This is a genomic window from Clostridium cuniculi, from assembly GCF_004353185.1.
Taxonomy (GTDB): domain Bacteria; phylum Bacillota; class Clostridia; order Clostridiales; family Clostridiaceae; genus Clostridium; species Clostridium cuniculi.
The window spans coordinates 16,280-30,265 of sequence record NZ_SMUS01000022.1 but is presented as its reverse complement, the minus strand read 5'-3'; the positions used below and the strand labels follow the sequence as shown (position 1 = coordinate 30,265).

The following is a 13,986-nucleotide window of genomic DNA, read 5'->3' as shown; positions in this document are numbered from 1 at the left end:
GTATTAGGTTACCTAATTCTTTGGAAAATTATTCATCTTTTAAAATAAATTGTTTAGTTTTACCCATAAAATATGCTAATCTAATGATTTCAACTTCTTCTTTAGACATTTTGCGATTATAAATCTTTTCAAATTCTTTTATTAAAGCGTGAGAATCAAGCTTTTCTTTTTTTACTTTAGGTCTCTTTTCGGTGCTTTTAATAAATGTACTTGGAGAAAGTTTTTTTGTATAAATAGATTTAAAAACTTCAGCAGTATAGTGGGCATCGAAAAATGCATCATGAAAGTCACCTTCAACAGGAATATTAAGAGCTTCTACAGCATTTTTTAAACTTATTTTTTGTCCTTTAGGAAGCTTAAATAATTTGCTAGCATAACTTTGAATATCTATATATTTATTTGAAATTTTAGAGGAATCAAGATTATAAAATTCTATATTTTTAATTAATTCTTTTATATCAGAATTACCCCATACAACAAGAATATTTTCTTCTTTGCCAATAAAATTAATAAATTCAGTATAAACAGATTTAAAGTTTGGGGATTTATTTAAATCATCCATATTAATTTTAGTTAAGTTTTCTACATAAGGATGAAGTTTTAAGTGTATATTAGGTTTAACTAAAGAATTAAATACAGAAGTTGGTTTTAACTCTTTAGACATTTTTATTGCTCCAATTTGAATTATCTCAAATAATAATGGCGGTTTAGGCTCTGATGGATTAATATCATCAGGATGCTGCTGATTGTATTCTAAATCAAAAATTATATAGTTCATTTTTCACCTACAAATTAAATTTTTTTATTTTTTTATTATTTTTAGTAATTTACATAACTCTTATTACATATATTAAAACATAAATCAATAAAAAAGTCTTAAAAAGAGGTGTTAAATAAATGAGTATTTATGTTTTAAAAGCTTATGTAGAAGAATGTTTTAAATTAGGTATTAATCCAACATTTGAAGGATTAAATAATTATTATAAAGAAAAGGCTTTAATAAAAGAAAATTAAAATAAATTTTACTTTTAACTTTAAAATAAAGGAGTATAATTGATTAAAGAACTTAAGAAATAAAATAACTTTTTAAAATTTTAGAGAGTTATTTTAAAAAAGATAAGTGTGGTGGATTAAAGTGAACGCAAGAAAATTAACAGAAGCAGCAATGTTATCTGCTTTGTTTGTTGTAACTAGCATGATGGCAATTTATACGGGGATAGCATATACATTATATCTTGATATGATTGTTCCACTTTTTATTTGTTTAACATATATGAGGTTAGGAAGTAAATATACTTTATTATCGTCTATAACTTCATTGCTTATTGTAACATTAGCAGTAGGAGATATAGCATCTGCAATATGGATGAGTCAAGGAATAATAATGGGATTAATATGTGGATATTTCATAAGAAAAAAAGGAACTATATTTGATGATTTTTTTTACTCATCAATTTTAGGATGCTTTGTTATGGTATTAATTGATATATACTTTTCAAAGTTAACAGGCTATAGCTTTATGAAAGAGTTTGATAGTTATAGAGTTTTATTTCCTTTAAATGAAGAGTATATGGCCATTGTATTTAGTATATTTGTTGCTACAATTCCTATAAGTACAATATTGGTAGCTTATATAGGAGCTTTATTTATCGGTAAAAAGCTCAATATATTAAATGAAAATACTAATGAAAAGTATATGATTATTAGTAACTTTAAAAAGTATGGGGATTATATATGTTGCAGTAAGAAAACTTATATATTTGGTATTGTATATTTAATTTTATATGAAGTATTAAATGCTACAGGCTTTGAATTTAATTTTGTATATTTTAAAACTGTTGTAATGGCAATAAGAGTAGTGATTATATACTTTATATTAAAAGATTCACTTTCTTTTGTTATTAAAGGATTATCATTAAAATTTAAATCAAAAGAAATGTCACAAATTATATGGCTATTATTAATTTATATGCTATTAACTAACTTCAAATTTACATTTATTATACTAGTGATAGCTAGTTTAGTAATTAATTATTTTATGAAGTTAAGGGAAATGCAGATTAGTATGTTAGATAATGTTTTAATAAAAAGATAAAATAAAGTTTACATATAAAACTAAATAGAATATATTTTTAGGAACTCGTTATTGAGTTCCTAATTAAATTTAATTATTAATTTTATAAAAGATTTAGACAGTTTACATCCAGTTGATAAGTTACATCTTTTCTTTCAACAATAATATTAATTTTCTTTTTTAACTCTTCATCATCCATAATTTTTGTTATAAGTTCTCTTGTTGGATTCATAGCATAAGGTATTCCAACAGACTTGAACATTGTAAAATCACCAGCAGTATCACCATAAGCATAGCTTTTACTTAAGTCAATGTCATACTTTTCGCATAATTCTTTAATAGCCTTCTTTTTACTTTCAGAGTCCCACATAGGAGTAATATATCCATTATATTTATTATCTTTATCTAATTCATATATTGTTCCTCTATAGTCATCCATATGATATTTTAAAGACATTTCTCTAACTAGTTCTATAGGAGAACCTGAAATAGCAATAACAATATCTCCATTTTCTTTATGCCATTTAATTCTTTCTCTTGAGAATGTATAAACTCTGTCTCCTTTTTGTTCAATAACTTTTTTAGCAATATAATCTATATGATATTTATCTAATCCTTTAATAGCTTCTATATATACATCAACCATTTTTAAAAGATAAGTATCATAATCACCTTGTCTTTTATCCCAATTAATATAAGCAGGCTTTACTTCTTTAAACCACTTATTTTCATCAACTAAATCATATTTAATTATTTTTTTAAATACTTCAGTAATAAGTCCTTCTCTATATATTGTTCCATCTATATCAAAAAATGCTGCTCTTCTTGACATTAAAAAACCTCCTTATTTTTTATTAGTATATGTAGATATTAATATATATAATAATAAATAACTTAATAAAGTGCAAACATAATTAAAAAAAATAAAAAGAGAAATATTAGAAAATATTGACAACAAATTAAGAAGTAATATAATTAAAATATAATAATTAAATAAAAATGCTAGGGGTGCCATAAGGCTGAGAAATAAATTATTATTAACCCTTGTACCTGATCTGGATAATACCAGCGTAGGAAAGCTTATTAATGTATATCTAAAATAAATCTACAAATTTGAGTGTAAAATTTTGTTATAAAACCAATGTTTTATATTAATAGAGTGTAGAAAAGATTTATATATTATTTGTGATTATGCAGTTATATTCCAGTGGAGTATAGCTGCTTTTTTATTTACATATTTAAATTTAAGAGTTCAAAGGAGAAGAGAAATGAGAAATTATAAAATGCCAACATTAACAATAGCAGGTTCAGATTCATCAGGAGGGGCAGGTGTACAAGCTGATTTAAAAACATTTAGTGCAATTGGAACTTATGGAATGAGTGTAATAACTGCAGTAACAGCTCAAAACACACAAGGAGTATTTCTTGTAGAAGATTTAAGTAAAGAAATAATTGAAAAGCAAATAGAAGTTGTATTTGAGGATATAGAGCCTGCAGCAGTAAAAATAGGAATGGTATCTAGTCCGGAGATTATTAATACAATAGTTAATACTTTAAAACAATATAATCCTAAGTATCTAGTAGTAGATCCAGTTATGATATCTAAAAGTGGATATTCATTACTAAAACCAGAAGCAAAGAAAACTTTAATTGAAGAACTTATACCTATGGCATATATAATAACACCAAATACCCTTGAGGCTGAGGAAATAGTAGGAATGAAAATAAATACTGTTGATGATATGAGGGAAGTTGGGCAAAAAATATTAGAATTAGGTCCTAAATATGTATTGATGAAAGGTGGACATCTTCAAGGAGATGCTGTTGATGTATTAATAGGTAAGGATACTTTTGCGATTTATAAACAAGAAAGATTAGATAGAAAAAATACTCATGGAACAGGATGTACTTTATCATCTGCAATAACTTCACATTTAGCTTTAGGATATAACATAGTTGAAGCAGTGAAGTTAAGTAAGGAATATATAACTGAAGCTATAAGAGAAAGTTTTGATATTGGAAAAGGTGTAGGTCCAGTAAATCATTTTTATAAGTTTCAAAATTTAAAATAAGAAAGGAAGATATAAGATGTTTGAATTAATTAATAAAGTAAAAGAAATAAATCCATTAGTCCTTCATTATACAAATGAAGTTACTATAAATGATTGTGCTAATATTACTCTTGCATTGGGAGCAAGTCCATTAATGAGCTATTCAAATGAAGAGGTTGAAGAAGTTGTAAGTATTGCAAGTTCTGTAGTTATTAATATAGGAACTATGAATTCAAGTAGATTAGATTTATTTGTTAAAGCAGGGAAAGCAGCTAATAAATTTAATAAGCCCGTTATTTTAGATCCAGTAGGAGTTTTTGCTACGAAAACAAGAACTGACTTTACAAATAAACTTTTAAATGAAATCAAATTTGATGTTGTTAAAGGTAATGTGGCTGAAATAAAGTTTATAGGTGGTTTAGATGTAAGAGGACAAGGCGTTGACTCATTTGATGATGGAGAAGATATATCAGAAGTTATTAAAAAGATAGCTAAAAAGATTGGATGTATAGTAGTAGCTACTGGAAAGATTGATTTCATTAGTAATGGTAACACAGTTATAAAGATATTTAATGGAACTTCAAAATTAAAAAGTGTAACAGGTACTGGTTGTATGACTGGAAGTTTGATAGGTAGTTATTTAGGGGCATATAACAATCTGGAAGGTAGAGAAAGAGATAATTTTAAAAAGGTAGAAGCAGTTGCTATGGGTGTTCTTACTATGGCAGTAAGTGGAGAGTTAGCAGATAAAGATAATATATCAATAGGAACTTTTAAAGAGGAACTTATGAATAATGTTTATGAAATGAACATTGATAAACTAAAAGAGTATGGAAGGATTGAATAGTATGAAGTTTTCAGAAGAGTTATTTGATGAAGTTAAAGAGATTTGGGATGAATATTTAAAACATCCTTTTGTAAAAGGAATAGGTGAAGGAACTTTAGATAAAGAGAAGTTTAAAAATTACTTAATTCAAGATTATTTATATTTAAAAGATTATGCTAAAGTTTTTGCAATGGGATTAGTTAAAGCTAGAAATATGAAAGAAATGAAGTTTTATCATGAATCAATAAAAGGGGTTTTAGATGATGAAACTGCAGTTCATGTTAATTATTTAAAAGGGTTTGGGTTAAGTACAGAGGAGGTAGAAAAGTATAAGGTTGAGTTAACAACTGCAAGTTATACAAATTATATGCTTGGAATTGCATTAAAAGGTGATTCGAAAGATATTGCAATGACAATAATGCCTTGTACTTGGAGCTATTACTACATCGGAAAACATCTATATGAAACATATAAGAATAGATTAGAAGAAAATTTTTATTCTCCATGGATAAAGGGATATGCTTCAGAAGAGTTTAGACAATGTACTGAAGAATGGATTGATTATATTGATGAAATATGTGAAAACATATCAGAAGATGAAAAGGAAAGGCTAAAAGATATTTTTATAAAATCTAGTCTTTATGAGATGGAATTTTGGAATATGGCAAATAAATAAATTTAGTGTTATGGTGGGAATGATTAATATGGTAATTTTTATTGGGATAATATCAGTAATAATATTTGCATTATATTTTAGAGACTTGAAGAGAAATCCTATAACAACTAAAAAAATGATAATAATTGCAATGATGAGTGGATTATCATTTATGCTTGGGTTAATCCAATTTGTAAAATATCCTCAAGGTGGAGGAATAACATTATTTTCTATGTTACCAATAATGGTTCTTTCATTATTATATGGTAGAACTGCTGGGGTTACAGGTGGATTAATATGGGGACTTTTATCTTTATTAAATGGAGCCTATGTAATACATCCAATACAATTTTTCTTAGATTGTTTATTTGGACCAATGGCATTAGGATTTACATGTATTTTTGGAAGTGATAAAAAATATAAAATAATTTTAGGATCATTATTTGCAGTTACTTTAAGTGTATTTTCCTATTTTGTATCAGGGGTAGTATTTTTTGCACAATTTGCACCAGAGGGAATGAATCCTTATCTTTATTCATTCTTATATAATTTTACAAGTGCAGGTGTTGAAGGAATTTTGTGTACAGTTCTTATATCAATAATTCCTTTAAAGCGATTTAAAAAAGAAGTTAGTATAAAAAATACTGCAGCATAAAATATTGAAGTTAAGAGGGAATAAAAATGAAAGAATTAAAACTTTATTTAGTAACAGATTCAGATATTTTAAGAGATAGAGATTTTTACAATAGTATTGAAGAAGCATTAAAATGTGGAGTAACTATGCTTCAACTAAGAGAAAAAAATGCCAGTGGAAAAGAGTTTTTAGAAAAGGCAATTAAGCTTAGAGAATTAACTAAAAAATATAATGTGAAGTTTATTATTAATGATAGGGTAGATATTGCAATGCTTTGTGATGCTGATGGTGTTCATGTTGGACAAAGTGATATACCAGCCAATAAAGTTAGAGAGCTTATAGGAGAAGATAAGATAGTGGGAGTATCAGCAAGAACAGTAGAAGAGGCTTTAACAGCTAAAGAAAATGGGGCTGATTATCTTGGTGTTGGAGCTATGTTTACAACAAGAACTAAGCTTGATGCAAAATCTGTATCTATAGAAAAATTAAAAGAAATAAAAGAAGTGATTAAATTACCAGTAGTAGCTATTGGAGGATTATCACTAAGTAATATTGATAAATTAAAAGAGTGTAATGTAGATGGGTATGCAGTTGTATCTGCAATACTTGGAGCTGAGAACATAAAATTAGAATGTGAAAAATGGATTGAGAAAATATAAAATAATAATCTTATTTTAATTAATGATATTAAAGGAGGAAATATGGAGATAGCTAAAAATAAAGATAAAACTACACAAAAAGTAGTGTTAAGTGGAATATTAATTGCTATAGCAACAGTTCTAGGAACATTTTCAATACCAGTATTAGGAGCAAAGGCATCGCCAGTACAGCATTTTGTTAATGTTATTGCTGGAATAACTTTAGGTCCTGTTTATGGGGTTTCTTGTGCTTTTGTATCATCGTTACTTAGAAATATTTTAGGTACTGGAAGCTTATTAGCCTTTCCAGGTAGTATGGTTGGAGTATTTTTAGCGGGAATTGTATATAAGAGATTTAAAAAAATAGAATTAGCAGTAGTTGGTGAAGTTGTTGGAACAGGGATAATAGGTGCTTTACTTGCTTATCCAGTAGCAGCAGTTTTATTAGGAAGAGAAGTTGCATTATTTGTTTATATTGTTCCATTTTCATTAAGCTCTATTATAGGAAGTATAATTGCATATATAATATTAAAAATAAAAGTAATAAGAGAATTTTTATTAAAATAGAGGAAACATAATTAGTTAAAATAATTGAAGTTAAATTTGTTTAATTTCAATTATTTTTTATTTTCTGTAAATTGAATAATAGGAAAATTTATGAATAAAATTATTCAAAAAATTGAAAATTACAACTAAAATGGTTATATTAGTAAAAGGGTGTATAATATGACATGAAAATAACATTCATGAGGTGATAACTATGATATTTTGTAAAGGGAATAAGTATATTTTTAGTAAGGATGTTTATCTAGCAAGTGATGAGAGAGTAGAAAAGTTAAATGATAATCAAATAGACCAATATGATGGTTTAGAAGTACAAGTTGGACATAGCTATTTAGGATATATAAATAATTCAAGAATTTCTTCAAGCTGGTGTAAAGAAGTTAAATAGATAATAGGAAAAAGATGATGCAGAAATGTATCATCTTTTTTTACTTAAAGGAAACTCACTACTCACATTCATTTGTAGGAGTAAGCTCTGATAACTAAATCTAAGATTTAGAGCATCACTTAAGTTTGATTACATATACTACTTAATTGTATAATTAAAAATAGATAAAATTTATAAAGTGGAATAAAAAAGGAGGTAATATATTTGAGAATATTACATACTGGAGATTGGCATTTAGGAAAGAACTTAGAAGGCCAAAGTAGAATGGATGAGCAAGAATTATTCTTAAAAGATTTTATAGATATAGTTGAAGAAAATAAAGTTGATTTAGTTATAATTGCAGGAGATGTTTATGATAGTAGTAATCCACCGGCAAGAGCTGAAAAAATGTTTTATAATACATTAAAAAAACTTTCTAAAAATGGAGAAAGATTAACCTTAGTTATTGCAGGAAATCATGATAATCCAGAAAGATTAGTTGCAGCAGGGCCACTTGCTATGGAGCATGGAATAATAATGGTTGGGACCCCTAAAACTATTGTACAATGTGGTGAATATGGACAGCATAAAGTTATTAACTCAGGAGAAGGATTTGTTGAAATAGAAATTAATAATGAAAAAGCAGTAATATTAACAGTACCATATCCAAGTGAAAAGAGATTAAATGAAGTTCTTTATGGAGAGATGGATAGTGATGAAGATAGATTAAAAACTTATGGAGAAAGAATAAAATCTTTATTTGATTCTTTAAAGAAAAACTATAGAGAAGATACTATTAATTTAGCAGTATCACATTTATTTGCTATGGGAAGTGAAGAAGGTGGCTCAGAAAGAAGTATTCAACTTGGTGGAAGTTATATTGTTAATGGGTCATGTTTACCAGAAGAAGCACAGTATATAGCTTTAGGACATGTCCATAAACCACAGGTTGTACCAGGTACCAATAAGAAGGCAAGATATTCAGGTTCTCCCCTTCATTATAATAAAAAGGAAATAAATATTAATAAGAAATGTTTTATTATTGATGTAGAACCAAAAGAGGAATGTAAAATAAGTGAAGTAGAATTTAAGGTATATAAACCTATAGAAATTTGGAAGTGTGAAAGTATTGATGATGCAATAGAAAGATGCGAAGAAAATAAAGATAGAGATTGCTGGGTTTATTTAGAGATTAAATGTGATAGATATATAAGAGAAGATGAAATAAAGAAGATGAAGGAAATTAAAAAGGATATTTTAGAAATAATACCAAAGCTTCAAAATTCACAAGATGATATTGAAAATGATATTGCTATTCAAGAGAAATCTTTTGAAGAAATATTTAGAGATTTTTATAAAAAAGAAAGAAATGTAGAAGCTGATGATGAAATTGTAAGTTTACTTTTAAAATTAATAAATGAAGAGGGGGATGAAAATGAGACCAATTAAGCTTAAGATAAAAGGATTAAATAGTTTTATAGAAGAACAAACTATAGATTTTGAAAAGTTAACTGACCGTGGATTATTTGGAATCTTTGGTCCAACAGGAAGTGGTAAATCTACAATTTTAGATGGTATAACGTTAGCACTATATGGTGATGTTTCAAGAAAAAGTTCTAATTATATAAATACAAATTGTGACAGATTAAATGTTAGCTTTGAGTTTCAAATATCAGGAGCAGAAACTAAAAGATATCTAGTTAATAGAGAGTTTAAAAGAGATAAAAAATCAGGAAATCCTGTGTCTGGTAAGTGTAAAATAGTTGATATAACAAATGGAGAAGAGGTTTTAGCAGATAAGGTTAAAACTGTGACGGATAAATGTAAAGAGGTAATTGGATTAAGTTTAGAGGATTTTACTAGAACAGTTGTATTACCACAGGGAAAGTTTTCAGAGTTCTTAAAGCTTGAAGGAAAGCCTAGAAGAGAAATGTTAGAAAGACTTTTTAATTTAGGAGAATATGGTGATAAACTTTCAAGTAAATTATCTAAAGAAATTAATAAGGAAAAAACAGAAAATAGTGTTTTATTAGGACAGCTTATGGGCTATGAAGATATAAGCGAAGATAAGAAAAAAGAGAAAGAAGAAGAGTTAAATATAAGTATTGAAAATTTAGAAAAAGCTAATAAAGAGCTTAAGGAAATTGAAAAAAGTTTTAAAGAAAATTCAGAACTATGGAAAATGCAACTTGAAGTTAAAGACTATAAAGAAAGAGAAAATGAGCTTATTGAAAAATCAGATGAAATAAATTCATTTAAAGAGAGAGTAAAAAATGCTGAAGCTGCAAGTAAGGTTAATCCATTTGTAATTGCCTATGAAGAAACATTAAAGAATATTAAAATTACAGAAAAAGAATTAAGTGAAATTAAAGGGCAATGTGAAGAGCTTAAAGAAAAAAGAGATAAATATGAAGAGGTATGGAATAAGGCTAGAATAAATAAAGATAATGAGTTGCCTAAATATAAAATACAAGAAGAGAAAATAAAAGAGGCAATAGAAGATAAAAAAGCTTTAGTAGCTTTAGAAAGTGAAATAAAAGAAATTAATAAAGTTGTAGAAGATTTACTTAAAAAGAAAAAAGAAAATGAAAATAAACTAATAGATTCCGAAAATAGATTAAAGAAAGGAAATAATCTATTAAAAGAAAAGGAAGTATATAGGGATACTTTAAATATTGATAGAGAATTAAAAGAAAATGTTCAGCAAGGAGTAGTTATTACTAGAGATTATAATAATTTCTTTAAGAAAGTTGAAGATTATAAAGTAAAATTAGAATCTAATAATGAAGGGATAAAAAAATCTGTAGAAGAAAAAAATATTTTAAAACTTGAGTTAGATAAGACGAATAATTTATTAATAGAAAATGAAAGTGTTTTGGAAAATTTAGTAAAGAATTGCCCAGGAAATCAAAATGATTTATTTGATATGCAAGAAAAATATTCTGATCTTAAGGGTAAATTAGATATATTTAAAAGAGCAAAAGAAGAGATATTAAAAAATAAAAATGTAATTGAAAAATTAACTAAAGAGTTAAAGCCTAAAAAAGAAGAGTATATTAATTTAGATAATGAAATTAAGAAGCTAAGAGTAGATATTCTTGAAATAGAAAGAGAAAATTTAGCTTATAAACTGAGGGAAGAGTTAAAATCAGGAGATGTTTGTCCAGTTTGTGGTTCTATGGAACATCATAAAGAAAATATTAGACATATAGAAATTAGAGATATTAATAGTCTTGAAAATAGCATGGCTTTAAAAGAAAAATCTTTTGATGAATTATCTAATAATATAAGGGATATAGAAGCTAAGTTAATTCTTTTTAAAGAAAATGTAGAGAAGAATGAAGAGGTAATTAAAAATTTAGGTGATGATTTTAATGCAGAAGAGGTATCTAACCTTCAATTAAAGATAAGTGATTTAAGAGTTAAACTAAATGAGTATAATGTTAAAAAAGAAGAATATGAAAATATAAATAAGACTTTAAAAGAGAAATGTAATAATTTAAAACTTAAATATACACAATTAGAAACTAAAATTAATAGTGGTGAAAATACAATAAAAGAACTATTAGAAGATAAGAAAAAGGAAGAAGAAAAGTTACAAGATATTGAAAGACAATTGAGTTGTCTTAAGGAAAAGACTAAAGTTGAAGATTTTATAGCTAAGAATGATGAAATAAATAAAATTGAGAATGAAAGAGAAGATGTTGAAAAAACTATTAAAAGTTATAGAAATAGATTAGAGGAATTAAGTAAAAATAGAGAAGATGCAATAAAAGACTTAAATGATACTAATCAGGAGTTAGCAAAGATTAATACAACATTAGAAGAAAAAATAAAAATTAAAGATGAAAGTTTAATAAAGATAAAAAGTAAAGTTAAGGATATAGATAATATTGAAGAAATATTAAAAAATATTCAGAGTGAAATAAAGAGAGTTGAAGAGAATTATATACTTGCAGAAAAAGCGAAAGAAGAAGCTGATAAAAATTATGAAGAATGTAATTCTAAGCTAATTAGTATTGCTTCAAAAGGTAGAGAGCTGTATAAAAGAAAAGATGAAGAAAAACAAAAGCTTGATGAGGCTTTAAAGGAAGAAAAGTTTTTAAGTATAGAAGAAGTTAAGAATAATGTTTTAGAAAAAAGTGAAATAGAAGTTTTAAAAGTTAAAATTGATAATTATAATGATAGTTTAGCAAAGATTAAAGGAGCAATTGAAAGTATTTCTAAAAAAATTGGAAATAGAGAATTAAGTGAGGAGCAATGGGTTTCTATACAAGAAGAAAAAAAAGAAAAAGAAGTTAGAGTTAAGGAGTTTAATGAAATAAAAATTAAGCTTCAAGAAGAACTTAAGGTAATAGAAGAAAAGATGATAGAGCTAAAAGGTTTATTGAAACAAAAGGAAGAGTTAGACCATAAGCTTGCACTATTAAATGATTTAGATAAATTATTTAAGGGTAAAAAGTTTGTTGAATTTGTTGCAGCTACTAGACTTAAGTATGTTTCACTTGAAGCTAGTAAAAAGTTAAAAGAAATAACTAATGGAAATTATGGATTAGAAGTTGATGAAGATGGAAGATTTATAATTAGAGATTATAAAAATGGTGGAGCTGAAAGAGATGCTTCTACACTTTCAGGAGGGGAAACCTTCTTAGCATCACTTTCATTAGCACTTGCATTATCAGCAGAAATTCAACTTAAGGGAACTGCACCACTTGAATTATTCTTCTTAGATGAAGGTTTCGGTACTTTAGATGATAATCTTTTAGAAGTTGTTATGAGTTCACTTGAAAGAATTCATAATGATAAATTAAAGGTAGGAATAATAAGTCATGTTGAGTCTATTAAAAATAGAGTTCCTGTTAAGCTTTTAATTACTCCAGCGGAAGCAGGAATGGGAGGAAGTAAGGTTAAAATTGAAAGAAGCTAAAATTAGAATAATGTTATAATATATAGCTCATAATATCATAAAGGAGTTGATATTATGGGCTATGTTAATTTTAAGGAAGAAAGATATAAAGCAACAAATCAACTTAAAAAGAGGAGAGAAAATAATAAAAAATTATTTGATGAATTAGTAAAATCAAGAGAGCTTCCTAATACATATAATCCAGATAAGGAATATAGTTATAAAACATTTGAAGAAAAGCATTTTGGAGGAGGAAGAATTTTAGGCGAGGAAGAGTTCAGTGTAATTTCTAATAAAGATATTATTTGTGCAGTATTTAATAAATGTACATTTGGAAATATAAAATTTGATGCATGTAGTTTCATAGGGTGTATATTTAATGAGTGTAATTTTGAAAATGGTGGGGTAATATTTGAAAATTGTACTTTTTTTAAAGAGGAAAGTGAGAAGAAGCCATCATTAAATAGATATGATAATTTTTCTTGTGAGTTTAATAATTGTAGTATATATGCTAAATTTGATGGATGTACATTAAGTTATTTAATATTTGATAATTCTTTAATTCATAATACATATTTTATATTAAGTGATATGAATAGCATAATTATTGATAATTGTGAAGTAAATAGAGTAAGAATAGAGGATTGTGATTTATCAGGTGCGAAGATTATGGGTAGCTATATTATAGATTTAGATTTTACTGATAAAATGAAAACAAAGCTAGATGAAAAAACATTTTTTGATAAGATAGAACTTAGAAAAAAAGATAGGAATGAATATGAAGGAATTTATATGACTTATGAAACTATTGCAGATAAGTTTAAGGAAAATTCATTAAATAATAATTTTGGAGAATATTATTATTTATGCAAGAGAGTAGAGAGAAATGTCTTAAAGTTTACCCAGAGGTTAGCTTCAGATTTATATTGGGCTACATGTGGATATGGAGAAAGACCTATTAATGCTTTATTGTTTTCATTTATTGTTATGATTATATTTGGAGTTTTATATTCAATTTTTGGAATTGAAATAGATAACATTATAATTACTATATTTAATAGTAATGTATTTGAATGTTTAAGGCAAGGAATCATATTAAGTATAAACTTGTTTAGTGGAGTTGGAGCAAATGAAAGTATTCCTATAAATATATCAGAGATTCTTGCTAGCGTTGAGATATTATTTGGAGTTATTATGATGGGAATAGGGACAGGGGTAGTAGTGAGAAAATTAGTAAGATAATAGGTAAAGTTAAATACTTTTAAATTATT

General features: G+C 26.3%; 13 protein-coding genes and 1 riboswitch. Of the genes, 11 read left to right on the top strand and 2 right to left on the bottom strand.

Annotated features, from left to right (window positions below; translation table 11 throughout):
• Positions 1–28: 28 nt before the first annotated feature.
• Complete coding sequence (locus EJJ37_RS11965; RefSeq protein WP_133015814.1) at positions 29–778, bottom strand: 3'-5' exonuclease; 750 nt, start codon at positions 776–778, stop codon at positions 29–31.
• Between the two features lie 357 nt (positions 779–1,135).
• Here EJJ37_RS11965 and EJJ37_RS11960 point away from each other — a divergent pair, with 357 nt between their 5' ends.
• Positions 1,136–2,095 (top strand): DUF2232 domain-containing protein, encoded by a 960-nt coding sequence (locus EJJ37_RS11960; protein ID WP_133015813.1) that lies wholly within the window; start codon positions 1,136–1,138, stop codon positions 2,093–2,095.
• Positions 2,096–2,177: 82 nt separating this feature from the next.
• Here EJJ37_RS11960 and EJJ37_RS11955 read toward each other — a convergent pair whose 3' ends face one another.
• Positions 2,178–2,906: an HAD family hydrolase gene (locus tag EJJ37_RS11955; RefSeq protein WP_133015812.1), complete on the bottom strand. Its 729-nt coding sequence runs from the start codon at positions 2,904–2,906 to the stop codon at positions 2,178–2,180.
• Between the two features lie 162 nt (positions 2,907–3,068).
• Positions 3,069–3,168, top strand: a riboswitch (TPP riboswitch).
• Positions 3,169–3,342: 174 nt separating this feature from the next.
• Here EJJ37_RS11955 and thiD point away from each other — a divergent pair.
• The 10 genes from thiD to EJJ37_RS11905 all read left to right on the top strand — a co-directional run bounded on the left by thiD (position 3,343) and on the right by EJJ37_RS11905 (position 13,957).
• On the top strand, positions 3,343–4,146 hold the full coding sequence (gene thiD, locus EJJ37_RS11950) for a bifunctional hydroxymethylpyrimidine kinase/phosphomethylpyrimidine kinase (RefSeq protein ID WP_133015811.1): 804 nt from the start codon (positions 3,343–3,345) through the stop codon (positions 4,144–4,146).
• Positions 4,147–4,162: 16 nt separating this feature from the next.
• Positions 4,163–4,972 carry a hydroxyethylthiazole kinase gene (thiM, locus tag EJJ37_RS11945; protein ID WP_133015810.1) on the top strand — a complete coding sequence of 270 codons (810 nt, stop codon included), beginning with the start codon at positions 4,163–4,165 and terminating at the stop codon, positions 4,970–4,972.
• A gap of 1 nt (position 4,973) precedes the next feature.
• Entirely contained in the window at positions 4,974–5,627 is a 654-nt protein-coding gene (tenA, locus tag EJJ37_RS11940) for a thiaminase II (protein WP_133015809.1), read from the top strand.
• A 19-nt stretch (positions 5,628–5,646) separates the two neighbouring features.
• A complete protein-coding gene (gene thiT / locus EJJ37_RS11935; protein WP_133015808.1) occupies positions 5,647–6,261 on the top strand; it encodes an energy-coupled thiamine transporter ThiT in 615 nt (204 codons plus the stop codon).
• A gap of 20 nt (positions 6,262–6,281) precedes the next feature.
• Positions 6,282–6,899, top strand: a complete 618-nt coding sequence (gene thiE, locus EJJ37_RS11930) for a thiamine phosphate synthase (protein ID WP_166484761.1) — start codon at positions 6,282–6,284, stop codon at positions 6,897–6,899.
• Between the two features lie 42 nt (positions 6,900–6,941).
• Complete coding sequence (thiW, locus tag EJJ37_RS11925; RefSeq protein WP_133015806.1) at positions 6,942–7,445, top strand: energy coupling factor transporter S component ThiW; 504 nt, start codon at positions 6,942–6,944, stop codon at positions 7,443–7,445.
• Between the two features lie 193 nt (positions 7,446–7,638).
• Entirely contained in the window at positions 7,639–7,830 is a 192-nt protein-coding gene (locus EJJ37_RS11920) for a hypothetical protein (RefSeq protein WP_133015805.1), read from the top strand.
• A gap of 204 nt (positions 7,831–8,034) precedes the next feature.
• Positions 8,035–9,258, top strand: a complete 1,224-nt coding sequence (locus EJJ37_RS11915) for an exonuclease SbcCD subunit D (protein WP_133015804.1) — start codon at positions 8,035–8,037, stop codon at positions 9,256–9,258.
• Positions 9,245–12,736: an SbcC/MukB-like Walker B domain-containing protein gene (locus tag EJJ37_RS11910; RefSeq protein WP_133015803.1), complete on the top strand. Its 3,492-nt coding sequence runs from the start codon at positions 9,245–9,247 to the stop codon at positions 12,734–12,736. Before EJJ37_RS11915 ends, EJJ37_RS11910 begins: the two co-directional genes overlap by 14 nt.
• Before the next feature lie 54 nt (positions 12,737–12,790).
• The gene (locus tag EJJ37_RS11905; protein ID WP_133015802.1) at positions 12,791–13,957 is read left to right on the top strand and encodes a pentapeptide repeat-containing protein; all 1,167 of its coding nucleotides are present in this window, start codon (positions 12,791–12,793) and stop codon (positions 13,955–13,957) included.
• The last annotated feature ends 29 nt before the right edge of the window (positions 13,958–13,986 follow it).

Coding starts and splice junctions, on each gene's coding strand:
- EJJ37_RS11965 (WP_133015814.1), bottom strand. CDS start 778: ATGAACTATATAATTTTTGATTTAGAATACAATCAGCAGCATCCTGAT.
- EJJ37_RS11955 (WP_133015812.1), bottom strand. CDS start 2,906: ATGTCAAGAAGAGCAGCATTTTTTGATATAGATGGAACAATATATAGA.
- thiD (WP_133015811.1), top strand. CDS start 3,343: ATGAGAAATTATAAAATGCCAACATTAACAATAGCAGGTTCAGATTCA.
- thiM (WP_133015810.1), top strand. CDS start 4,163: ATGTTTGAATTAATTAATAAAGTAAAAGAAATAAATCCATTAGTCCTT.
- tenA (WP_133015809.1), top strand. CDS start 4,974: ATGAAGTTTTCAGAAGAGTTATTTGATGAAGTTAAAGAGATTTGGGAT.
- thiT (WP_133015808.1), top strand. CDS start 5,647: ATGATTAATATGGTAATTTTTATTGGGATAATATCAGTAATAATATTT.
- thiW (WP_133015806.1), top strand. CDS start 6,942: ATGGAGATAGCTAAAAATAAAGATAAAACTACACAAAAAGTAGTGTTA.
- EJJ37_RS11920 (WP_133015805.1), top strand. CDS start 7,639: ATGATATTTTGTAAAGGGAATAAGTATATTTTTAGTAAGGATGTTTAT.
- EJJ37_RS11910 (WP_133015803.1), top strand. CDS start 9,245: ATGAGACCAATTAAGCTTAAGATAAAAGGATTAAATAGTTTTATAGAA.
- EJJ37_RS11905 (WP_133015802.1), top strand. CDS start 12,791: ATGGGCTATGTTAATTTTAAGGAAGAAAGATATAAAGCAACAAATCAA.